We start from the raw sequence: 20,699 nt of genomic DNA, 5'->3' as shown, positions 1-20,699 counted from the left end.
GCCTGCTGCGTCGCCCGCTGGCGCGGGTTCGGTCTCATGCGTGGCTCCACGTCCTGCCACCGGGCCACTCCCGGCGGGACTCTGTTCACCCCAGTTGGGTTCGCCGAGTCGGGCGAGGTTGATCGCAGCACCCAGATCACGATCGATCCGCGTGCCGCAGTGCTCGCAGTCGAAGACTCGGTCGGCCAGCGTGAGGTTTGGCTTTCGCCTCCCACAACCCGTGCAGGTCTTCGATGACGGAAAATACCGGTCGGCTTCCTCCAGANGGGAACCGTACCAACGAGTTTTGTAGCCGAGCATGCGCCGCACCTCGGCCAGGGCGGCATCAGCCAGGGCACGGTTGAGGCCACGCTTGCGGGCCCCACCAGCGCTACGCATACCGGCGGCGTTCAATGTCTCGACGACTATCACCTGGTGTTGTTGGGCCAGGGCGGTGGTGGCCTTGTGCAGCACGTCACGGCGCACCGCGGCGGCATGAGCATGGGTGCNGCCGATGCGGGCCTGAGTCGTGCGCCACCGCCGCGACGGCTGCCGGCGCGTGCCGGTCTGAAAGTCATACGGGCCGTGTTGGCGGGCCGCGCGGCGCTGCAACGCCCGCAGCCGCGACTGCGCGGCGGTCAACGACTTCGGCGCCGGGATGCGGTCGACCTCCACCCCGTCCGGGGACGCCACCACCAGCAGAGCATCGGCTTTGACCCCGACATCGACACCAACCACCGCATGCGGTGACCGGCGTGCGTGGGCGGGCCGCGTCTTGGNNTCNACGATCACCTGCAGGGCGCAGTGCCAGCGCCCGGCGCTATCTTGACGCACCGTGGCCGACAGGATTCTGGCTGTGCCGGCCTCGATGCGGCGGGCCAGCTTACGGGTCGACTCATGGGTGCGAATCGCGCCCAGCCGCGGCAGGGTGACATGGCGGCGGTCAGCCTCAATCCTGATGGTCCCGGTGGTGAACCGCACCGACTTGCCCGCTCGGGCGGTCTTGAACCGTGGGAAGCCGACCGCGCGCCCTTTGCGCTGCCCTCTGCGGGATGTCGACCACGCCTCCAGGCCGCGGGCCAGCGCGTCCAGGCCGGTGTTGTAGGCCTCNTTNGAGTTCTCACCCCACCACGGCGCACACCNNGCNTTGNGCTGATTCCACACCCGCCGCAGCGCCGGCAGCGACCACCCCAACACCGGCGTCAACTCAGACTCGGGCACCCCGTAGCTGCGCTCAGCGGCCCGCTGATCCATGGTCGCTTTCACCAACGCCAGCATGTGATTATGGGCGAACCGTGCCGCACCAGCATGAGACGCCAACCCGCGCAGCTGTGTTGGTGTCGGATCCAAGGCGAACCGATACGCCTGCGCCNTCCACCCCTCGGGCACCTCGAACCTAGCCACCCGCAACCACCCCGACAGGCTCAGCCTGTTTGGCCGCGGTCACCGCTCGCATCGCCCGGTTGCGCGCTCCACGCCGGCCGTACAAACGTGCACACATCGAAGTCAGCACCTCGATCATGTCGCGCACCANATCATCGACAGTCTCGCCCCGGTCGGCCACCACGATCCGGCGGCCCTGCGCCGACAACGCCGCTTCCAGGTGCTCCACCCCGAAGCGAGCCAACCGNTCACGGTGCTCCACGATCACCACTGAAACAGACGGGTCCGACAAAATCCNGCGCAGCTTGGGGCGCTTGCCGTTCAGGCCCGACCCGACCTCGGTCACCACCTCGCCGATCACGTGACCGTTCGAGGTCGCCCAATCCGCCAAGCGGGCGACCTGCCGGTCCAGATCGGCGCGCTGATCATGCGAGGACACCCGCGCATANGGCCCGACCCGACCTCGGTCACCACCTCGCCGATCACGTGACCGTTCGAGGTCGCCCAATCCGCCAAGCGGGCGACCTGCCGGTCCAGATCGGCGCGCTGATCATGCGAGGACACCCGCGCATANACNACNGTGTGGCCGGATTCCCCAGACGCTGGCGCATCGACCCAGATCGTCCCCGACTCCAACCGGCGAGCCGGCACCGGCATCCGGCCCTCACGAAACCACCGATACGCAGTCTGCGGATGCACACCATTCGCACGCGCCCACTCCGCCAACTTCACCCACTCACTAAAACACACATTCGATCACGTTTACTCACGAATCGCCGAACAGTTCGCAACCCCTTCCGTCGGCGCTGGATCTGATGCCCCACCAGTCCCCCTTGATGTCGAGAACGACGACAGGAAGGTGGGCGCGGTGCATTTGCTCGACGAGGCGGTGCGCGGTGGCGGATTTGCCTGAGCCTCGGTTGGCCAGGATGGCGAAGGTTTCTGTGATGCTGGACAGGGGGAGATGCAGGTTGTCGGCGAGCACGAGGTCGCCCGCGCTGGTGGATCCGCCGACATTCATAAACTCAAGGTTATGCTGCGGGTGTGCAGGGTCGCAGTGGTTGACACGCCGACGCGGCCGCCCAGCCACCGCATCCGCCGGGCAGAAACAACCGGTACACCGACGGACACACGGCGCCCCGCCGGCCGAGCTGGTCTCCCGAACTGGATTACCCCAAACGCGATTTCGTAGAGCCTCTTTCCGGAATCGAACCGGAGACCGGCTGTTTACGAGACAGCTGCTCTAAACCGACTGAGCTAAAGAGGCGTTCGAGAGGGTCATTAAGTGAGGAGATCATCTGTGGGCCAGCGGATCTGGCCGAAATGCTCTCCCGCGACCGCGCCGTCACACTCGCGTCGAGCCGCGGTCCGCCGCGAGGGAATCCGCTACGAGAGCTGGCGAGCTGACGGCGATGAGCACGGGCGACAGGACTTGAACCTGCAACATGCGGCTTTGGAGACCGCCGCTCTCCCAATTGAGCTACGCCCGCCTGACAGGCCGGCCCCATTCCATTGCGGGGGCCGGCCCGATGCGCGCCCTTGCGGGATTCGAAGCCGCACGGCCCACGGGTCCCGGATTCGAGCCCTTGGCCGCGACAACTGATTCCGCGAAGCGCGATCAGATCCACTCTGTAGTTAACAATCCAGCACGCCCTGAAAACGGGCAACGAGAGGTAGTAAACACCCCCGGCCACAGGCATGTCAATGGAACAAAACCCACTACGAACTGCGGCAATGGTGGGTTAAGGGTGTGCTGAATTCTAGGCGTGTCGCGGGACGCGCCTAGCAGCGGTGATATCCTGTAGCAAATTGTTGAAGAAATTTTTCAGGCCTTCCTCCCGACCCGGCCACACGCCTGTTGAAACGCAGACAGGTTGATTGGGTCGGGAGCGCGGCCACAGCTGCAGTTGTGTGACGCGCAGAATCCACGCCGAAGAAACCGATCCGAGGCTGCTCGGTTCGGTGCCGGCGTAGCGCGTCACGAACAAGGACATGCTCTAACGGTAACAGCCAGGGGCCGACATCGGCGGCGGCTCGTCCTGCCGCGCCGCCCGCGCGGGGGCAACTTCGCCGAGCGATTGGTCCCGAGCCGTCGCCGGCTGTAAGCCAGAATTGACTCGTAACGACACTGAAGCCCTTGGGAAATTTGGATGCCACGTGCCCTTTCGGTACTCACCGCAGCTACCGCTGTAGCTGTCATCACCATCTCGTTGGTGGCCTGCGCGAATCGCAAGCCGAACTCGCCTAGCGCACAAAGGGGTTCGCCCAACGCGACGCCCACTGCGTCGACAAGTACTCCCGCAGCGCCCAACGCCGGGCAATCGGGTGTCTCGAATGGCAAGACCTACAACATCACAATGGCCGCCATCGACGGCGCCACCCCTGACGGAGCGGGGCACTGGCACGCGGGAGCCGGGCAGCTTTCGGGCGGTGACCCAGCAGTGGCCGAGGCATTCAACAAAGCCAGCGACGCCTCCGCCCGCGCGCAGATCGACCAGGCCCGCTCCGACGCCGACGGGGTGCGCTCCTGGAACCTCGAGGTGAAATCGGCAGTGACATTCCGGCCAACCGCAATTGGGGAAGTCCTCACCGGTGTCTACTACGCCGACAGGGCTGCTCATCCTATCGATTACGTGAACACGGTCGTCATCGACAGCCGCAGCGCTTCTCCGATCACCTTGAAAGATCTGTTTGTCAACGAGCACGACGGCTTGAACCGGCTGTCCGAACAGACCAAGGCGATTTGGCCCAAGGTTTACGGCCACGGCGACGGGCCGATGCCGGACGAACCCGGGAACCGGCCGATAGAGGCGAATTTCGCTAACTGGATTCCAACCGCCGCAGGCATAGAACTCCACTTCCGTGATGGTCAGCTTGGGCACGGATCGCCCGTGATCACCGTGCCCTGGTCGGCACTGAGCGACGTGCTGGCCGCCGACATGAAGGCGCTCACGCAGGACTGATATCAAGCGGTGCGGCTGCGCGCGATGTCTCGGAGAATTTTCTTGCGTTCCTCATCGGGGAGCAGGCCGGCCATCGGCGTTACCTCACGCATTTCGATGCAGTCGCGGTCAAGTCCAGTCAGTGCCCGGCGAAGGCCGGCTATGTCGCCGTGCTCCACGATTGTTTGCCATCGGTCGATGTTGCGGCGGTGTGGCTGGCCGCGGACGCCGCTGCGCAAGCAATCCAGGTTAGCCAAGATGGTCGCCCGCCATTGCGGCAGCGTAGAGCGTGTGAGATGGGTGGCCAGCTGCCGGTGCAATAGCCAGGAGCGGCGCTCAGAAGGTGTCAGGTCAGCGGTTGTGGCGTGCCGGGTGACTTCCAGGCGGTATCCCATGCAGGAGAGGAGTCGGTCGAGCAGTTCGTCGGTGAAGTCGACTTTGGTGGAAAGGAATTGGCTGATGCTTGGCTGGTGGACTCCGCTGAGGCGTGCCAGTTCGGATTGGGTTGTGCCGGTGTCGGTCATGACCTTGCGCAGCAGGGCGCTTTTGGAGCTCACAACCGCCAGCCTATAGCATTCACTGCTATAGGCGCTGGGCGGGATGGGGCCGCCGCGAAATCACGGACCGGCGAGCGCCCGGCCAAGGTGTCCCGACGCACCTCGGGCTTAGCGCGTGGACGCGCTGTGATGGAGCGCCGTCGATACGCTTTTCTGGTGCCTCTCGTCGGTTGGCTGTCGTCGCGTCGGCGGCTGCGTCGGTCGACCGAACGAGCGCTGGCCGAGGCACGAATCGATCCGCCGCCGCACACCGTCCAGGACGCGCGCGATTGCCGAGCACAGGTATTGCAAGGTTTGTGGCCGCCTGAGTTTTCGGTCGCGAACCCGGGCACGGAGGCGCTGGCGGACCACCTGCGCTCGGACCTCGAGAAGATCGCCGAGAATGCCAACGAGCGGATCCGCAAGTTGCCCGCATCGGGTTGGCATGGGGAAGCCCTCAGGGCCGAGGAGGCCAGACTGGTTGAGGTGGCGCGCACGTTCGCGGTACAGCGCGTCGAATCCACGCTGCGTCAGCTACGTTCGCCAACCCGCTAAGTCCCGGCAAACCGTTGTTCCCGCGACCACGGTGGCGCCTGGCCACGCTGCAGGAATCGACCCGACCGGCGTCTAGCGAAAATTCGCAGGCCCGTCGACGTTGAAACCCGACGCATCGAAGCCGCGAGGACCCTGCGCACCGATCTCGCGGTTCTGGATCGCGCCAGACGCTCGGTGTTGGTCGCAGTGTGTCGCATCGGCGTGGCCACTGGGCAGCCGGCTGGTCGCCGTCGTTTTGATGCTCTGATGTGTCTGACCTAGGTGTTACCGTGAATGCATGACGATGTTCCGTCACGACGATTTGCTCGCCGGGATACCCGCTGGGTCCACGGTGGCTTTGTTGTGCGCGGAAACCATCAGCGTCAATGCCGCTGCCCGGACGATGAAAGAGCGCCTCGGCTTTAGTCAGCCAATGTGCTTCCGGTCATTTCGTCAACCTTCCGCCCCACCAGTGGGTGTGCGCCCCGGCCGGAAGCAAGGGCCTGAAGAAAACTCTCATAAATATCTCAGTCTCAGTGTTTGCGCTGACAGGAACGTCGCCTGACATTCCTGTAGTTCGCTGCACCCAATTCCATTGGGCCACAACGAATCACCGCTGAATTATCGCCTTTACACGCCGCGTTGCATGCTGCACCATCGTTTGCAGCACCGCACCCGGCCAAACCGTGTGCACCGCGACAGTCCAGGCCGATATTGCCTGTGCTGTAAGACCTTTGAGAACTACACAGTGGTGGCATCCGCGCTCGTGGCGGAACAAATGGTAGACGCGCCCGGCTCAAACCCGGGTGCCCATTACGGGCGTGCAGGTTCAAGTCCTGCCGAGCGCACTTCGCGGTGTCAAGCGTCCGTGACGGAATTGTGGGAGACGTGCCGGATTCAGACTCCGGTGCCCGTAATAGGGCGTGCAGGTTCGACCCCTGCCGGGCGCACAGCAGACACATCGGGTCGTTGGTGAAATCGTGTATCACTCTTGGCTTTTACCCTTGAATTCCGGGTTCGAGTCCCGGGCGGCCCACCGATAACAGGACACACACGCGCGCGCCGTTAGCTGAGTTGGGATAGCACCAGACTCTTAATCTGGAGACGGGGGATCGAAACCCTCACGGCGCACGGCAGTTTCAAGTGCATAAGGCCGGTGAGGTGTAACAGGCTGCACATCAGTCTTCCAAACTGAAGGGGCGAGTTCGAGGCTCGTCACCGGCTCCATTGCGGTCGTGACCGAGAGGCTAGGTAGCGGCCTGCAAAGCCGCCGACGCGGGTTCGACTCCCGCCGACCGCTCAACACCGGCGCGGTGGGGCCATGTTTTGTCTCGCAAAGGGAGCCGTCAGGGCGGACGGATCATCCGCGCGCCGACGCGTCTGGCTCAACGAGTCGTACAGCGGGGGTGCAATCGCCCTGGGTGGGGCGATCGACTCCCTCCGTCGATGCCAACGGGATGTAGCGCAACTTGGAAGCGCACCTGGTTCGGGGCCAGGCGGTTGCACGTTCAAATCGTGCCATCCCGACCAAACAGCAAGATCGCAACGCCCCTGTAGCTCAACGGGAGAGCCCCTGCCTTACACGCAGGTCGTTGGGAGTTCGACTCTCTCCAGGGGTACGTCAAACACGCTGCGCGGTAGGACAGTTCGGAAGTCCGCCGGGCTCATAACCCGGAAGTCGCAGGTTCAAATCCTGCCCGCGCAACTAGTTCGCCGAGACCGAACAGACACGGAAAGGAGGTACGAGGCCATGGCGATCCTGATGCCCGATCTGACCGTCGAGGTCTACAACGCCGACTACCGCGTGCTGTCCCGCATTCCGTGGCAAGAGGCGGTCCGGCTGATCCTGCGGGGTGCGGTCTACGTCATCGACGTACACAGCCCCGCGGTGCATATACGCAGCCCGTCGCTGGTGATCGAGCTGCCGATATCGGTGGCACTGCACGAATACGTGCACATCCCGTACAAGCCCGACAACCGGGTCACCCGCGACGGGGTGCTTCGCCGCGATCGCAACATCTGCTGCTACTGCGGTGGACCGGCCGACACCGTGGACCACATTCTGCCTCGCTCGCGCGGCGGCGGGGACACCTGGTACAACCTGGTGGCGGCCTGCCAGGCCTGCAACGGTGTCAAAGACGACCTGACGCCACAGGAGGCTGGGATGCGGCTGATCCGCGAACCCTTCGAACCCAAGGAGCGCGACCGGGTCCGGTGGCGGCGGGTCCCGCAGCCAGCTTGATTCCATTGCGGGCGGGCGGCGCTCGTCAGCACCACTGAAGTGTGTGTGTAATCGCCGCCCGCCCGCACGATGCCGCGTCAATCCCCGGTCGGTTAACCGGTAAACCAGCGGACTGTTAATCCGTGACTGTAGGTTCGAGTCCTGCTCGGGGAGCTGTGATGCCAAGCGTGCGAGGCGAATACGGTTAGTCGCGGCTGCCTGTAAAGCAGTTGTCCTTGGGGCGCAGGGGGTTCGAATCCCCCCGCACGCACGCATGAGACCCATTGACCCGTGGTGTAATCGGTAGCATGGCTGATTCTGGATCAGTCGGTTTAGGTTCGAGTCCTGGCGGGTCAGCCCTTCTCAGATGCCTCGTGGGGTAATCGGTAGCCCACCGGATTTTGGTTCCGGACAGTTCAGGTTCGAGTCCTGACGAGGCAGCCAGGACTGCCGGGGGTCCGTTGGTGTATCGGCAGCACACCTGGTTCTCAGCCAGACGGAACGAGTTCGACTCTCGTACGGACTGCCAGCCGTTGTAGCTCAGCTCAGGCAGAGCGTCCGGTTGAAGCCCGGAAGGTCACAGGTTCAAATCCTGTCAGCGGCACCCATTGTCTCGGCCCGGCATGCTGTGCCCCGTTCGGATATGGGTTAGTCTCCCGCTCTTTCACAGCGGGGGAGCGGGTTCGAGTCCCGCACGGGGTGGCCGGTGTCCGGTAGCTCAGTCGGTTAAGAGCGCCGCTCTGATACAGCGGAGGCCGGAGGTTCAATCCCTCCCCGGACAACCACATAGGTCAGCGTCATTGGCCGTGTAGCTCAGTGGTAGAGCGCCCGCCTGTCGAGCGGGAGGACGCGGGTTCGAATCCCGTCATGGTCGCCCGCCGTCACCAGATCATGTGGGCTGGTGGGTATCAGGCCCATTCGCCTGCTCTGATGGCGCTTCAGGGGGAATTAGCTCAGTTGGGAGAGCGCCCGCCTTGCACGCGGGAGGCCAGTGGGTTCGAATCCCCTATTCTCCACGCGCACAGCCGAATTAGGGCCGCAGGTGCCCTGTTCAGTAAGTGTGCTTTTGGAGGCGTGGCAGAACGGTATTGCAGCTCGTCGCTAGCGAGTCGCCGCTTGACCCGCGGTTGGGGGTTCGAATCCCTCCGCCTCCGCACCTCCGCCTCCGCAACATCGTGCTCGCCGGCCCAATCATGGGCCACTGTGGGCGCGCGACGTCGAAGGCGGCGACCACGCATGGCGGTCGTGGTGTAACGGCAACACAGCGGTCTGTGACTCCGCAATCGATGGGTTCAACTCCCTCCGATCGCCCCAATGCCCTTGTAGCGCAACGGATAGCGCACCGGTTTCCGGGACCGGCGGTTGCAGGTTCGAGTCCTGCCAAGGGCGCTCACATTCCAAAGCCCCTGTAGCTCAACGGATAGAGCGCCAGTCTACGAAGCTGTGGGTGGGAGTTCGACTCTCTCCGGGGGCGCCAAAACGATGCCCCGCTTTCCCAACTGGCAGAGGCGCTGGGAGTGACCAGCTTTTCGGATCGATACCTGGAATGAACCACCGATATCAATGTCGCGGCGACAGAAAACAGGCAGTCAGCACGACTGCTCGCATTCGACACTCTGTAGTGTCCGGAATCCAGGAATTCGTTGAAGCCGCGAAACATTCGGAGGATACCCATGTCACGCATCGCGTCAGCGGCCGGTTCCGTGCCGTTGTCCAGTCGTAGCAGCTGGGGTCGGCGATGTGATTCAGTGATGACCGTGATCAGAAGAGATGATTACCCCGCGTCGAGAGCACAAATCCATGCTGCTCACCGGTTCTGGCGTTCTTGCCGGTGATGCACGCCGTCATCTGCGCATCCACCACGCATGTGAGATCGTAGCGAGAGAGTCGGCTACCGACAGGCAACACCCTGTAGTCTTCTGGCCCGAACCTCTTCTTGACTTCGGCCTCCTTCACCGAATCCCACACCGAGTAATCATCGAACGTCGACAGATCCTTACTGGCGACCTGCGCCGACGCCGCCTCCGACATGGACACGGCGTTGTCCGATGTCCCTGGCAAGCTGCCCCAACATTGTCCGAAATCCGCCGGATACTGCTTCGCCGCCGTGTACATCCGGCACCGATACCCCGCTGGTGCAGCGAACTGGTAACCGTGCGTATACCCCAGGAAATCCAGGGACACGGAATATGGCTCGACATCCACTGCGGCATAGGAGTTCACGTCAGGAAAGCCAGAGTCGGCATGCGCCGCCGGAACCGTGCTTGCGATGAGCACCATGGCCGCTACGGCAAACCTCCACACCCACCACACAAAGACCACATTAGTTGAGCAATGATCCGGTCCCCGTGGCCCAATCGGTAGAGGCGGCCAGCTTAAATCTGGCACATGTGCGGGTTCGAATCCTGTCGGGGACACTGTCGGTGGACACGGCGGCGATCGCGGATCAAGCGACCGCCCCGGAATTTCGGCGCCACCGCCGAGGCCGGCATACCGGTGTCGCTACCAACGGCCGGTGACCGGATTAGCCCGCGTAGCTCAATGGACAGAGCGCCGGTCTTCTAAACCGATGTGGTGTGGGTTCGAGTCCCGCCGTGGGCACCGCCGTGGGCGCTGATGTGCTGAGCCAGGTTGTCGCTGACGCCGTCGTCGGCGATCGCTCGTCCCTCATCGTCGGCTGGAGTCCTAGCGGTTCGACCGATCTCCTTGAACCAGACGAGCGCCATTCGACGCCCGGAGGTGTGTGCCCCGTGCCCACCCTCGTCGTCGCGAATCTGCACGTGGTGGTGTGCTGTGTGCCGTGCCCTGTCACCTGTGCGCGATGCTGGGCTGCGCCGTGAGATGGGAGTTGAACCCGTTGCACTGCCCTTCGTGCACCAGTAGAGCCGGCTTGGCCCGCCGGCGGGGCTTGTGCACGCCTTCGCGATAACTACCTGCGCCACCTCGGTTCGTCAGTCCAGCAGGTCGACCTCCCAGTTGGAGCGCTGGATCCGCACATCGAGCTCACGCAGCTCTCGGGCCAGATCATCGGCGCGTGCCCGCAATTCGGCAACAGGCAAGGCGGACAACATTTTCAGCTCAGAGCGCAGTTGGCGCGCATAGCCGGGCTGGCTTGCTCCTGCGGCCGCGTCTGCCGCAGAAGTCACCACCGAGTGACGCGCCCGCAATGCGTCTCTGCGAGCCAGCGCGTCGGTCAACGTGCCCTCCGCCCCGATGGACGTGGCGGCGTTGGTGCGGTTGATCCGCCGCATCAGGGTCTCATACTCGTCGAGCACCTCGTCGGCTTCGGCGAGCAGAGCCGCGGCATCCTCGGCAGGCTCCTCGCCCTCTTGAAACCGAGCATTGCTGACAATGCGACCGCGCAACCGCTCAATCCGGCGCACCGCATCCGCGCGCAACGATAGAGCTTCCGCCAGCTTCACAACCCTCACCCCCTGTTTCGATACTCGACCGGGCAGACCCTGCGCGCACACCTCGCGGGCTTGGCGGAACGAAACTGCGGGCAGACCCCCGGCGGCCTACTATAGCGGCTCTGATCAGGCCCGCAACGCATTAAATTGCCACCATCAGATGCGGCAGCAGCCTAACCGCGCGCGGGCTACGGATTGGGCCACGCAACGAAAGCGCATGCCGCGGCGATCGCGGCGACATGATCGCCGGCTGGCACGGATGACACGACCCTTCGCCTGTGTGGTGAACTGTCACGTCGCCGTGGGCTCACCACCCAGATGGATGTTCGCGCGCCGGGAGCACGGATTGGTATGTGCAGCACGCTTATAACGTGACGGTCGCGGGTTCGATCCCCGCTCGGCGCACCAAGGTGATCGATGCGGTCGGCCCCGCGCCGACTGCCGTGGCTACACATTGCTCCCACCGGTCCGAGTCCAAGGGTGGAGACGAACCAGGTTGCGGAGGAATGCGGCGGTGTTCGATGAAGCTGGCCTAGCGGTGGGACGCTTTGCGCTAGATGCGAACTCGCACACACTCGTTCGTCATATCGTTGCGGGTCGCGTTCGGTCGTGCGGTAGGCCGGGAGCGGCAGGACTGGATGTGTGGTTATTTGAAGTAGAACCAGCCTCCATGGGCCTTGACTCGATGTGAGCTGTCTGCGTACACGGCGATTTGTTCCGGCGTTGGCCAGTCAGCTTCGGCGAATCGTCGGACTATCTCGGTGCGCAGCTCCACCAACCACTGATAGTCGATTGGACAGGAGTCAGGCTGCTGTGCGGGCCCGGGTTGAACTGCGAGCCACTCGGGGAGCTGGTCATCATCCTTGCCGGACAACAGGATCCACACCACAAGGTGGCGCGGATCGATATCAACAGCGCCGTAGTGGAACACTGCGTCTACGCGAACACCCTCATGTTGTGAGCCGACGAGGAATTCTCGCGCCTCGCCGACAACGCGTCTCGCTATCTGCGGAAGGCTTTGCTTCCCCCTGGCGCACACGGAGTCACGCTATGTGGCGATCGCCGGCTCGTAGGAGCGAATGTGAGCGCCGCGAGTTCGGGCCGTATTCCTTGCTATGCGTCGCTGGTGGTTGTGGCGGCGGCAGCGTCTGTGGGGTGGGTGACGATTGCGGCCTGATCCAGCGACGCCGTGACTCGAGGGAAGTTCTTGCTTGAGAAGGTCTGGGCGATGGTGAGGGCTTCTTGCTCGCTGACGCCGCGAAAACCGGCGACGAGTGTTCCGATGACCACCGGCAGGTTTGGATCGGTGGCGCTGGCATCGTAGGTCAATCCGACCACCGATTCGTGGCCGTCTTTAATGACGAAGTCGGCTTTGCCGTCGAAGAATCCCTTGAGTTCGTTGCCCAGCGCTACGAGGGCCTCATCGACCACGGTGCCCGCGATGTCCTGGAATGGCATGAGTTCGGCAGTGAAGAACACTGGGATCGCCATGGTCTGTCCCCTCCGCAATAAGAGTCGATCCGTACGGTCAAGTTTGAGACTAACAGCGGGGGTGGCTTCGAAATTGGCCGCGACACACGCGCGCGCAGACAAGCAGAAAGCCCCCGGCCGCTTCACGCGATGTGCCGGGGGCTTTCGCCTCCTTGCAAGTCAGGGCTGCATTACAGGCCCATGAGGCCGGCCCAGTGCTGGTCCACACCCACCTGGTCGTCGGCGGCCTGCCGGACAGCGGTGTGGGCGCTTTGAAGGATCTCGGCGGCGTGGGCGCGGATCTGGTCGGCATGGGCGCCGAACTCGATACCGCGGTTGGTTGCCTGACCGGACGACACCTCGTCGAGGATCCGGTATTGCTGGGTCATTCCGTGGGCCAAGTCCTGGCCCTGCATGTTGAGCGACTGCATCGTAGCCAGGGCGCTTTCGATATGCGGAATGTTGTAGAGAACGGTGTCAGCCATGATGTGTTCCTTCTTTCAGGAAGTGTGTCGGATGGGCTTACAGCGACTGGATGCTGAAGATTCGGGACTGGCGTTCGTGCTCAGCCTCATCGGTGCGGTCGGCGAACCCGGACACGGCGAGGAATTTCTCCTTGGCGGTCTCCGAGTGCTGATGAACCTGCTGGCGCAACTCAGCGGCCTTGGCGGACAACGCCGGTCCGGCCATTCCCTGCATGCCCGACATCGCCAGATCGTCGGCGAGGTTGGCCACCTGGTTGTAGACGTTGCTGAAGTCGTCAGCCTGCGAATGACCGGTGGACGCGATATTGCGCATGTCACCAGTCGTCAACTTGATGATCACGTTGAGGACCCCTTCCATTTGGAAATGCGTGTGGGCCTCGAGCCATCCCGACACCCCCTGCGCGTGAGTCTAGGACCCATACACCCCCTCCGCAAAGGGAAACCTCATTTCGGCGCGGCGTGTCGAGAAGTGTTTTAAAGCAATGTTTATCGGGGTTTTCGGCGCGCGCGGCACTTATCGGCCAGCTACCTGCCTTAAGGTAAAGTTGATGAATCAGTGTGCGAGCTGGAGGGGGGCGTCGAGGTCGTGCATCCAACATTGCAGGAAGTCTTAGCAGGTATCGAGGACATCGAAGCGGTCGCCGACCAACGGCGTCGTGCCCTCGATCAAGCCGTCGGCATGTATCTCAACGACGTCGTCGCGCCAGAAGTTGGAGTCCTGGTGTGGCGAGGCAAGGTCGCCGAGATCCAGATTGTCGATCGGTTCTGCAAACGCGACACCGCCGATATTGAGGCGATCCTTAATGCTGTCATTATCAACGCTTTTGAAGCGTGGCTCAGTGATTATCAGCGCCTGCTTGGCGCGGGCGAAAGGACCGCTTAATGACGGGGCAGCCTGACCGGGTCGCGGCCGATATCGCGGCTATTCGGGAAACCTTGGCAGGCATCGGAATTGACGACCAATCCCAGGGAGCTGCCGCTGATGCGATGCGCGCCGCGCTAGCGCAGCGAGGTGTGTACTTGGATTCGATCGCCGATGCCGCGCGCGCCGTCGCGCGTGCGGCTGCGCAGCGGCAGGCTTTGGTGGCTGAGCGGGACGCGGCGACGCCCTCGGATGCCGAGATCCGCGCCGCGCAGGAAGCAGTGATCGAGGCAGCGTCGCAGGCCGCGGCGGCGGCCGGCACCCCGGAACAGGCGCAGAGGTCCCAGGACGAACAGAACGCGATTGACCGTTTGGCGGATCTGCTGAATCAGAAACGGGAGGCGCAGAAGAAGTTTGAGAGCGGGGAGAAGGCGTCGGCGCAGTCGTTAGATGATGCGACGAAGGACCTGCCGAGTGCTCCCGGCTCGGCGGGCGCGTTTCCAGGGGCGTCTGCGTGGGGTCCGTTGATGAGCGTGTTGTCGTCGTTAGGGCACGCCGGGGCGCCTCGGGTGGCGATGCCCGCCGGGGCGGGTGTGCCCGAGGGCGGCGGTGGTGATCCGGTCGCATTTTCTCCGGAGAGCGAGGATCCAGTCGCTGCGCTGCTGGACAGTCTCGGCGACGACGATTCGAGGGAGATCCCAAAGTCGGGTCCGCAGTTGGATGCTGGAGCTGGCCAGACTCATACCTCGGCGGCTGAGGGGGGCGGCCAGCAGATGCCGACCTTGTCGGGGGTGACGACTGCCGCCGACGTGTCAGGCAAAGGGAGCCCAGCGTTTACGGTTGACCCTTCGCCGGGGGGCGCGGCGGGCTCGGCGGGCGCGCCCGGTGCCGGCGGTGTGCCGATGTCGCCGATGATGGGGCCGATGTCCGGTGGTGCGGGCGGCGTTGCGCAGGGCAAACGACGTGACAAAACTTCTATCATCAATAGGGACCCTGATCTCACAGGTGCGGACATCGCGTCCGAGATTGCGACATCGGGGGTCATAGGTCGCGGCGAAAGCCGGCGGCGGTAAACGGGGGGAAGAGTTAGATGACCGAACATGGTGGTCTGAATCCATGGGCCGGTGGTGGCTCTGGCGGACACAATGGGGGCGGGTCGGTGACGGCGCCGAGTTTTGCGGCGGATCCCGGTGTTGCTGGCGGACATACAGCTTTGTTGGATGACGTCTACCGGGCAGGGATGGACCCGGTCGCCGCGTTCGGCGGCGCGTTCGGCCTGAACCGGGTTGTGGGCCACGACAGGGTCAACCAGTTTCTGAACTCGGTTGCCGGTAACCCGCCGGCGGCCACCACGGCACCGCCCGAGCCGCCGGCGCCTGCTCCGCCGGGCGGGCCCGGGCCGCGGCCAGGTGAGTCGCCGCAAACCACCCCGCAAACCTCGCTGGACGGCTCGGCGGGCAGCCCCATGGACGGACCCACCGCGCAGGTCCCCAAGCCCGCACCTTCGGGTGGGCCCAAACCGTCACCCGATGCTGCGCCCGAACCCCCCAAGGCACCTGGCCCCGCGCCAGGGGAGCCGACGGTCCCCAAAGGACCTGTCGGCGCCGCCGGTGACATCGCCGACGACGCCGGCCACGTTGCGGTGAAGGCCGCACAGCGGACCCTGCGCGAGGCGATCGTGGACCGCGGCATCAAGAAAGGGCTCGCCGAAGCGAGCGCTCTGGCTGCCCGCCGCGGCGCCCTGATGGGCGCCAAGCTGGGCGCCCAGACCGCGCTGCGGCTCGGAACGATGTCGCTTCCCGGTCTGGGATTGGCGATCACTGCGGCGTTCTGGGTGTTCGACACCGACGAACGGCGTGCGGTCAACAACCTGATTTCGGAGCTGTTCGGTCCCGGTGGGGCCCCGGACTTGAATGCCCGCCCGGAGCCGCCGCGCACCTACTTTCTGCCGTTGACCCACGACGGTAACCGTGACGGCACCATCGTGCGCATGGATCAGGGCATGGTGCGCACCAACAATGCCGCGTTCGAGTTCCACCCCGAAGACGTGTGGCCCACAGTGTCGCCCGCGATCGAGACGACGACCAACTTTTCGGCTGTCGCAGCGAAAGTCAACGCGCTCGCAGGCAAAGTGGATGGCCTGATTCAGTCGATCCAGGCGGCCTACAAGACGCCGACCGAGGAACCCTACGTGGCGGCGACGTGGGCCAAGGCCAAGCCGAGCGTGACCGCGTTGGAGGAGCTGCGTGACACCGTGCTGCCTGCGATGGGTCGCCAACTGATGGGTGGCGCCACCAACTTCAACGACGCCTACCAAGCGTTCCGGCAGGTAAACCTCACGAACCGGCAAGAGATCAACAACTCGACGTCGGGTCTGATCCCGTTCATGGCCAACCACGTGAACGAAGCCAACATGAGCGATTCGACGGCGAACCTTAAAAACGCTGTCGAGGAGATGAATCGCACCGCTCAAGCGTTGGCGGGCGCAGCGGACCCCTTCACGATCGCCGACTACCACGGATCCGGCACCCCCGCGCAGTCGACCACCGACACCGGCGCGACCAAACCCCAGCCGGAGCCAGCCCCGGCCGCGCCGCCGCCAGCCGCCCCGCCGGCCGCGCCGCCGGCATCGAACAATCCGGACCAGCAGGCCAAAGATTTGGCGTCGCTGCTGCGCAGCGGTCTGCCCACAATGCCGGGTATGGGCATGCCGACCATGCCGTCCATGCCGACAATGCCCGGCCTGGGGAACATCCCCGGCCTGGCCAACGCCGCCCATCCGGGCCAAAACCCGCTGGCGCACCCGGGAGTCACCGACGCCGATCTGAAAAAGGCGCTCGACGACAGGCTCAAAGAAAAGCCCGCCTCCGAGCATGCGCCGACAAAACCCGGCGACGGCCCCGCAACCGGGGTCGCCGCCGATCCCGGCGCCGCGATGACGCCGGCCGGCCACAAGACCCCCGGGCCCGCCCACCCGCCAGGGCCCGGTGCGCCGGGCACGCCCGGTGGCCCCCCAGGGGCAGCCAACACCACCGAAATCGGTGGGCGGAAATGGACTTTCGACAACCCGAAGCTGGCCGCGTTGGCGCACAACCTGGCGGGCACCGACGGCTCGAGCCACAAGAGCATCCGCCAGGCCGCCTCGGAGGCAGGTTTCCGGTTGCCGCCGCCTGGACAGGACATCGGCACACCGGTGGGATCCAGTGACCTTAAACCGGGCAACGTGATCATGGGCGCCAACAACCAGAACGCGGTCTACCTCGGCGAGCAAGGCGGCAAGGACTGGGCCATCACCGAGCAAGGCGAAGTCAAGCCGCTCGACGAGGTCACGACCGGCGGGGGCCCTCACGAAGGCTTGTTCCGGCTCGTCGACGACGGCGCTGCAACGCCTGGCGCCGAAGCGCAAACCATCCAGCAGACCTCGGCGCAGGCCCCGCCGCCGGCCGCACCGGTGACGACTCAGGACACCCACACCGGCGTAATCCCGCAACAGGGCCCGCCGCCCGGGCGGCCCGGCCTGGACCCCGGCGCGGTACCGCCCGGGAACTGAACACCGCTCACCGCCGGCTCGAGACAACAACGGTCGGGTTCGCGCATCAGGAGGTAGTCGATGACACAGGCCGGGCCGTCGCCGCAGATCGGATACCGCGAAGACGAAGCCTTGGGTGTCTACACCAACACCCAAGGGGGACTTCGTGATCAGCGACAAGCGCTACCCGACCACGACCCCTCCGGCATCGGCGACCCAGCGATCTCCTCGGCTCTGCGGGACCACAACGACAAAACCAAAAGCAGCATCGACACCACCGACGACACGCTAGGGAAAGGCAAACGCGCGGTCTCCGATCTCGCCGATACCGACCGCGCCAGCGCCGCGCGCGCCCGCCAGATCGACCCCGGCGGCCTAGCGGCGCTGCGTGATGCGTTGAACCGGCCCGTGGGCCCCGCGTCACCGCTGGCCGCCCCCACGGCCGAGCCGGCTCCCGCGCCCGCGATGACCGCGCCGGCGCCCGCACCGGCGATGCCGCCCGCTCCGCAACTTGCCCCCGACATGGTCAACATCGCACCGGATGCGTTGGCTAAACTGCTCGCCGGCGCCGACCTCTCCGGCGCCGACCCAGCCGGGCGCAGCGGTGATTTCGGACCCGCCGGCGGCCATCAGCCGTTGTCGATCAGCGGCATCGACTTCCGCCAGACAGGCCTGAATGCGCCGCTGACGAAATCACAACTGGTCGCAGTGATCGATAAAGCGTTGGACAACAACGGAATTAGCCGCGACCCACAAGTACGCGCGCATTGGCGCGACATCATGTACAACCAAGGCATGAGGGAATCCAGCGGTGTTCCCGACGCGGTCAACCACGAAGACTCGAACGCGGTAGGCCCCATCCAGGCAGACGGTGCGAGGTTGAACTGCAGCCGCGGCCTCTGGCAGACCACCGCAGAGACATTCGCGCGCTACCACGTCGGTGGAACCTCGAACAACATCTACGACCCGGTGGCCAACGCTTCGGCGTCGGTGGCTTACCAGATGGCCGGGCACGGCATAGGAGCAGACGGCAATGGTTTGGCGCACTACCACGCCCAACGCGCAGCTGCAGGATACGGCGCCTACTGACGGCTCAGCACGCCTACGAATGGCCCCAGCAAATCAGCACAAAGACGAGGAGCACGCCGTGACCGCAAGCACCGACCATGCCGACATTTGGGCATATGAATCTGCTAGCTGTGAACCCACCCCATGGGAGAGCTGGATCGACGCGGTCGAATCCGCGCTCGGGCATGACCCCGACGGCGACCAGGCTGTCGACGGATACTCGCTGGATGGTTTCTACGACATGTGGAAGAAGGGCCTCACACCTTCCGAGGCTGCCAGTTCAGTGCCCGCCCGATAGGCCGTTGTGGACGGTGATCGGTGGCCCGTTTCCGACGAGCCGTACAGCCCGGGTATAGCTCGCCTCAACAGTCCAGTGAACGCATCAGCAAGGGAGCCAGCATGACTGCCGCAAGCGACGACGAGCTCGACCAGATGGAGCGGATGATCCTGGAAGCGGCGGCCGACACCTCGCGCAACGAGCAGGAGCCGTGCCGGGACCAATGTCGGTACTGCGGAGACGAGATCGTTCTGCTGCCCGACTACGACGCCGACGCGCCATGGCGCTGGACCCATGCTGAAACCAAGGACTACCGCTGCATGACCTTTGCTGCACCGCAGTAGATGTCCGCAATAGGAACGAGGACAACGATGCGAATCACTGAGCGCCGCGAGTACCGCCGACGCGGGGCGTGGATGAACTGTCGGCCTCAGGCCCACGAGCCTGGCCGGTCGTCGCGTCTGTTGCGCGAGGAGCTTCCCTGGCTAGGCTCGCGGTTGCCGTCGTTGTGGACGAACTCGTATTTCGTGGCAACGGTGGGGGGTGCGCCGTTGTCGGTGATCAAGCGGTATGTCGAGACGCAGAAGGACCGCTGAATCATGCTGGCGGGTCGCCGTTTTCGAGTCGAGTTCAGCGACGAACAAGCTGAGTTCGCCGAACAGATCGGTGCGGCGTGCCGCGCGGTGTGGAACGCCGGCCTAGAACAGCGCCGCGAGTACCGCCGACGCGGCGCGTGGATGAACTATCGGCCTCAGGCCCACGAGCTGGTCGAGGCCAAGACCGAACAACCGTGGTTGAAAGTCGTTCCGGGGCATTGTCTGCAGCAGACGTTGATGGACCTGGACCGAGCGTGCCGCGAGCATGGCACGTTTCGGGTCCATTGGCGCTCTGGGAGGCGGTGGGCTCCGTCGTTCCGGTTCCCCGAGGGCAACAAGATGGAACTGCAGAAACTGAATCGGCGCCACGCGAGGGTGAAGCTGCCCAAGCTGGGGTGGGTGAAGTTCCGGGCATCGCGCAGCCTGGAGGGAGAAGCTATCCGCTCGGCCACCCTGTCGAGGGAAGGCAAGCATTGGTTCGTGTCGTTCCTCGTCGAGGACGGCATGAGCACACGCGAAGAACACGGGGCACCCGGCACGGCGGTGGGGGTCGACCGTGGCGTGGTGGTGGCGGTGGCCACCAGCGACGGTGAACTGATCGACCAGACATTCGTCACTGACGGTGAACATCGCCGCGCGGTAGCTCTGCAGCGCAGGCTGTCGCGCGCGGCCAAGGATTCGGCCAACCGTGCCAAGACCCGGTCGAAATTGGCGACGCTGCGGGCTCGTGAGCGTCACCGCCGGCAGGACTTCTGCGTCCAGACGGCTGCCCGGTTGGCGCACACCAACGCGGTGGTAGTGGTCGAAGATCTCAAAACCCGCAACATGACCCGGCGGGCCAAGCCCGTCGAAGATCCCGACAACCCCGGCCAATACCTTCCGAACGGGGCCGCCGGCAAATCAGGCCTGAACAAGGCCATCCTGGGAAAGGGGTGGCATCGGTTCGAACAATCGTTGACCTCTGTGGCCCGCTACAGCGGGACACAGGTGATCAAGGTCCCGGCAGCATTCACCTCGTTACGGTGCTCGACATGTGGGCATGTGGACCCGAAAAATCGTGAGAGCCAAGCGGTTTTCCGGTGCACCAACTGCCCACACGGACCCGTGCATGCCGATGTGAACGCCGCCAAAAACATACTGGCCGCAGGGCTTGCGGTCACCGCCTGCCGAGCAACCACCACACCTCCGGGTGCGGTGGTGACGTCGACGCAGGAACCAGCAGGAAACCGCGAGGAATTACTGCTCCAACCCACCCAACAGGTTGGAATCCCCCGGCTTTCAGCCGTAGGGAGGACGTCAATGGTACGCCAATTTCCAGTGGGCCGAACGGCCTTAGACGACCAATCCGCCAGTTGTACCGAAACCTCATGCCCCGCAAGCAACGACGGAGTACGGAGCATGTGAAGG

20 protein-coding genes, 28 tRNA genes and 2 pseudogenes are annotated in these 20,699 nt (G+C 64.4%); 38 read left to right on the top strand and 12 right to left on the bottom strand.

Features of this window, described 5'->3' with window-relative positions; genetic code table 11:
• The 5 genes and pseudogenes from tnpB to H7I87_RS01120 form a co-directional block, all read right to left on the bottom strand.
• On the bottom strand, positions 1-1,368 hold a 1,368-nt coding region (tnpB, locus tag H7I87_RS01140), incomplete at its 3' end, for an IS607 family element RNA-guided endonuclease TnpB (protein ID WP_264002508.1).
• Positions 1,369-1,375: 7 nt separating this feature from the next.
• A pseudogene (locus H7I87_RS29105) lies at positions 1,376-2,094 on the bottom strand (IS607 family transposase).
• A gap of 34 nt (positions 2,095-2,128) precedes the next feature.
• The gene (locus H7I87_RS01130) at positions 2,129-2,383 is read right to left on the bottom strand and encodes a helicase HerA domain-containing protein (RefSeq protein WP_083071636.1); all 255 of its coding nucleotides are present in this window, start codon (positions 2,381-2,383) and stop codon (positions 2,129-2,131) included.
• A gap of 171 nt (positions 2,384-2,554) precedes the next feature.
• Positions 2,555-2,629: transfer RNA gene (locus H7I87_RS01125), tRNA-Thr, on the bottom strand.
• Between the two features lie 150 nt (positions 2,630-2,779).
• Positions 2,780-2,852: transfer RNA gene (locus H7I87_RS01120), tRNA-Trp, on the bottom strand.
• 867 nt (positions 2,853-3,719) lie between these two features.
• Here H7I87_RS01120 and H7I87_RS01115 point away from each other — a divergent pair.
• The gene (locus H7I87_RS01115) at positions 3,720-4,325 is read left to right on the top strand and encodes a DUF3298 domain-containing protein (protein WP_244179146.1); all 606 of its coding nucleotides are present in this window, start codon (positions 3,720-3,722) and stop codon (positions 4,323-4,325) included.
• A gap of 2 nt (positions 4,326-4,327) precedes the next feature.
• Here H7I87_RS01115 and H7I87_RS01110 read toward each other — a convergent pair whose 3' ends face one another.
• The gene (locus H7I87_RS01110; protein ID WP_244179145.1) at positions 4,328-4,861 is read right to left on the bottom strand and encodes a helix-turn-helix domain-containing protein; all 534 of its coding nucleotides are present in this window, start codon (positions 4,859-4,861) and stop codon (positions 4,328-4,330) included.
• Positions 4,862-5,017: 156 nt separating this feature from the next.
• Here H7I87_RS01110 and H7I87_RS01105 point away from each other — a divergent pair, with 156 nt between their 5' ends.
• The 26 genes from H7I87_RS01105 (at position 5,018) to H7I87_RS00980 (ending at position 9,072) form a co-directional block, all read left to right on the top strand.
• Positions 5,018-5,395 (top strand): hypothetical protein, encoded by a 378-nt coding sequence (locus H7I87_RS01105; RefSeq protein WP_083071634.1) that lies wholly within the window; start codon positions 5,018-5,020, stop codon positions 5,393-5,395.
• A 277-nt stretch (positions 5,396-5,672) separates the two neighbouring features.
• Positions 5,673-5,939: a hypothetical protein gene (locus H7I87_RS01100; protein ID WP_139800157.1), complete on the top strand. Its 267-nt coding sequence runs from the start codon at positions 5,673-5,675 to the stop codon at positions 5,937-5,939.
• A 195-nt stretch (positions 5,940-6,134) separates the two neighbouring features.
• Positions 6,135-6,222 (top strand) — tRNA-Leu (locus H7I87_RS01095).
• A gap of 14 nt (positions 6,223-6,236) precedes the next feature.
• Positions 6,237-6,324, top strand: a tRNA-Leu gene (locus tag H7I87_RS01090).
• A 13-nt stretch (positions 6,325-6,337) separates the two neighbouring features.
• A tRNA-Lys gene (locus tag H7I87_RS01085) sits at positions 6,338-6,410 on the top strand.
• Between the two features lie 23 nt (positions 6,411-6,433).
• Positions 6,434-6,505: transfer RNA gene (locus H7I87_RS01080), tRNA-Lys, on the top strand.
• Positions 6,506-6,526: 21 nt separating this feature from the next.
• Positions 6,527-6,601 (top strand) — tRNA-Gly (locus H7I87_RS01075).
• Positions 6,602-6,603: 2 nt separating this feature from the next.
• Positions 6,604-6,674: transfer RNA gene (locus H7I87_RS01070), tRNA-Cys, on the top strand.
• Between the two features lie 153 nt (positions 6,675-6,827).
• Positions 6,828-6,904: transfer RNA gene (locus H7I87_RS01065), tRNA-Pro, on the top strand.
• Positions 6,905-6,921: 17 nt separating this feature from the next.
• Positions 6,922-6,993, top strand: a tRNA-Val gene (locus H7I87_RS01060).
• Positions 6,994-7,005: 12 nt separating this feature from the next.
• Positions 7,006-7,079, top strand: a tRNA-Met gene (locus tag H7I87_RS01055).
• Positions 7,080-7,124: 45 nt separating this feature from the next.
• A complete protein-coding gene (locus H7I87_RS01050; RefSeq protein ID WP_083071633.1) occupies positions 7,125-7,616 on the top strand; it encodes an HNH endonuclease in 492 nt (163 codons plus the stop codon).
• Between the two features lie 81 nt (positions 7,617-7,697).
• Positions 7,698-7,769 (top strand) — tRNA-Asn (locus tag H7I87_RS01045).
• A gap of 12 nt (positions 7,770-7,781) precedes the next feature.
• Positions 7,782-7,866, top strand: a tRNA-Tyr gene (locus tag H7I87_RS01040).
• Between the two features lie 14 nt (positions 7,867-7,880).
• A tRNA-Gln gene (locus H7I87_RS01035) sits at positions 7,881-7,952 on the top strand.
• An 11-nt stretch (positions 7,953-7,963) separates the two neighbouring features.
• Positions 7,964-8,039: transfer RNA gene (locus H7I87_RS01030), tRNA-Gln, on the top strand.
• A gap of 11 nt (positions 8,040-8,050) precedes the next feature.
• A tRNA-Glu gene (locus H7I87_RS01025) sits at positions 8,051-8,124 on the top strand.
• Positions 8,125-8,199, top strand: a tRNA-Phe gene (locus tag H7I87_RS01020).
• Between the two features lie 26 nt (positions 8,200-8,225).
• A tRNA-Glu gene (locus tag H7I87_RS01015) sits at positions 8,226-8,297 on the top strand.
• 5 nt (positions 8,298-8,302) lie between these two features.
• A tRNA-Ile gene (locus H7I87_RS01010) sits at positions 8,303-8,380 on the top strand.
• Between the two features lie 17 nt (positions 8,381-8,397).
• A tRNA-Asp gene (locus H7I87_RS01005) sits at positions 8,398-8,469 on the top strand.
• A 68-nt stretch (positions 8,470-8,537) separates the two neighbouring features.
• Positions 8,538-8,611 (top strand) — tRNA-Ala (locus tag H7I87_RS01000).
• Positions 8,612-8,663: 52 nt separating this feature from the next.
• Positions 8,664-8,749 (top strand) — tRNA-Ser (locus tag H7I87_RS00995).
• 85 nt (positions 8,750-8,834) lie between these two features.
• Positions 8,835-8,909, top strand: a tRNA-His gene (locus tag H7I87_RS00990).
• Between the two features lie 2 nt (positions 8,910-8,911).
• A tRNA-Arg gene (locus tag H7I87_RS00985) sits at positions 8,912-8,984 on the top strand.
• Between the two features lie 13 nt (positions 8,985-8,997).
• Positions 8,998-9,072, top strand: a tRNA-Arg gene (locus tag H7I87_RS00980).
• Between the two features lie 284 nt (positions 9,073-9,356).
• On the opposite strand, the gene H7I87_RS00975 is transcribed toward H7I87_RS00980, so the two are convergent.
• Positions 9,357-9,875, bottom strand: a complete 519-nt coding sequence (locus H7I87_RS00975; protein WP_139800156.1) for a hypothetical protein — start codon at positions 9,873-9,875, stop codon at positions 9,357-9,359.
• A gap of 62 nt (positions 9,876-9,937) precedes the next feature.
• On the opposite strand from H7I87_RS00975, the gene H7I87_RS00970 reads away from it, so the two are divergent.
• Together H7I87_RS00970 and H7I87_RS00965 are read left to right on the top strand one after the other, a co-directional pair.
• Positions 9,938-10,012 (top strand) — tRNA-Leu (locus H7I87_RS00970).
• 110 nt (positions 10,013-10,122) lie between these two features.
• Positions 10,123-10,196, top strand: a tRNA-Arg gene (locus H7I87_RS00965).
• Positions 10,197-10,546: 350 nt separating this feature from the next.
• On the opposite strand, the gene H7I87_RS00960 is transcribed toward H7I87_RS00965, so the two are convergent.
• On the bottom strand, positions 10,547-11,017 hold the full coding sequence (locus H7I87_RS00960; protein ID WP_083071631.1) for a DIP1984 family protein: 471 nt from the start codon (positions 11,015-11,017) through the stop codon (positions 10,547-10,549).
• A gap of 318 nt (positions 11,018-11,335) precedes the next feature.
• Here H7I87_RS00960 and H7I87_RS00955 point away from each other — a divergent pair.
• A tRNA-Ile gene (locus H7I87_RS00955) sits at positions 11,336-11,413 on the top strand.
• A gap of 238 nt (positions 11,414-11,651) precedes the next feature.
• Here the strand turns inward: H7I87_RS00955 and H7I87_RS00950 are convergent.
• The 4 genes from H7I87_RS00950 to H7I87_RS00935 all read right to left on the bottom strand — a co-directional run bounded on the left by H7I87_RS00950 (position 11,652) and on the right by H7I87_RS00935 (position 13,300).
• Positions 11,652-11,936: a hypothetical protein gene (locus tag H7I87_RS00950; protein ID WP_085241420.1), complete on the bottom strand. Its 285-nt coding sequence runs from the start codon at positions 11,934-11,936 to the stop codon at positions 11,652-11,654.
• 182 nt (positions 11,937-12,118) lie between these two features.
• On the bottom strand, positions 12,119-12,496 hold the full coding sequence (locus H7I87_RS00945) for a hypothetical protein (protein ID WP_083071630.1): 378 nt from the start codon (positions 12,494-12,496) through the stop codon (positions 12,119-12,121).
• A gap of 170 nt (positions 12,497-12,666) precedes the next feature.
• Positions 12,667-12,960, bottom strand: coding sequence for a hypothetical protein (locus H7I87_RS00940; RefSeq protein ID WP_083071629.1), 294 nt, complete (start codon positions 12,958-12,960; stop codon positions 12,667-12,669).
• 37 nt (positions 12,961-12,997) lie between these two features.
• Positions 12,998-13,300: a hypothetical protein gene (locus H7I87_RS00935; protein ID WP_139800155.1), complete on the bottom strand. Its 303-nt coding sequence runs from the start codon at positions 13,298-13,300 to the stop codon at positions 12,998-13,000.
• Positions 13,301-13,516: 216 nt separating this feature from the next.
• On the opposite strand from H7I87_RS00935, the gene H7I87_RS00930 reads away from it, so the two are divergent.
• From H7I87_RS00930 to H7I87_RS00895, 8 genes and pseudogenes are all read left to right on the top strand, one after another.
• Positions 13,517-13,843 (top strand): hypothetical protein, encoded by a 327-nt coding sequence (locus H7I87_RS00930; RefSeq protein WP_083071627.1) that lies wholly within the window; start codon positions 13,517-13,519, stop codon positions 13,841-13,843.
• Positions 13,843-14,895, top strand: coding sequence for a hypothetical protein (locus tag H7I87_RS00925; protein WP_083071626.1), 1,053 nt, complete (start codon positions 13,843-13,845; stop codon positions 14,893-14,895). Before H7I87_RS00930 ends, H7I87_RS00925 begins: the two co-directional genes overlap by 1 nt.
• Positions 14,896-15,038: 143 nt before the next feature.
• Complete coding sequence (locus H7I87_RS00920) at positions 15,039-17,372, top strand: hypothetical protein (RefSeq protein ID WP_139800154.1); 2,334 nt, start codon at positions 15,039-15,041, stop codon at positions 17,370-17,372.
• Between the two features lie 60 nt (positions 17,373-17,432).
• Positions 17,433-18,440: a transglycosylase SLT domain-containing protein gene (locus tag H7I87_RS00915; RefSeq protein WP_083071624.1), complete on the top strand. Its 1,008-nt coding sequence runs from the start codon at positions 17,433-17,435 to the stop codon at positions 18,438-18,440.
• Between the two features lie 58 nt (positions 18,441-18,498).
• A complete protein-coding gene (locus H7I87_RS00910) occupies positions 18,499-18,717 on the top strand; it encodes a hypothetical protein (protein WP_083071639.1) in 219 nt (72 codons plus the stop codon).
• A gap of 101 nt (positions 18,718-18,818) precedes the next feature.
• Positions 18,819-19,040 carry a hypothetical protein gene (locus H7I87_RS00905; RefSeq protein WP_083071623.1) on the top strand — a complete coding sequence of 74 codons (222 nt, stop codon included), beginning with the start codon at positions 18,819-18,821 and terminating at the stop codon, positions 19,038-19,040.
• A gap of 102 nt (positions 19,041-19,142) precedes the next feature.
• A pseudogene (locus H7I87_RS00900) lies at positions 19,143-19,292 on the top strand (IS200/IS605 family transposase); the annotation flags it as partial.
• A gap of 3 nt (positions 19,293-19,295) precedes the next feature.
• A complete protein-coding gene (locus H7I87_RS00895; protein ID WP_244179144.1) occupies positions 19,296-20,696 on the top strand; it encodes an RNA-guided endonuclease InsQ/TnpB family protein in 1,401 nt (466 codons plus the stop codon).
• Positions 20,697-20,699: the final 3 nt, after the last annotated feature.

Source organism: Mycobacterium timonense (genome assembly GCF_025821985.1).
GTDB classification, from domain to species: Bacteria; Actinomycetota; Actinomycetes; order Mycobacteriales; family Mycobacteriaceae; genus Mycobacterium; species Mycobacterium avium.
This window is presented reverse-complemented; position numbering and strand designations above follow the sequence as displayed.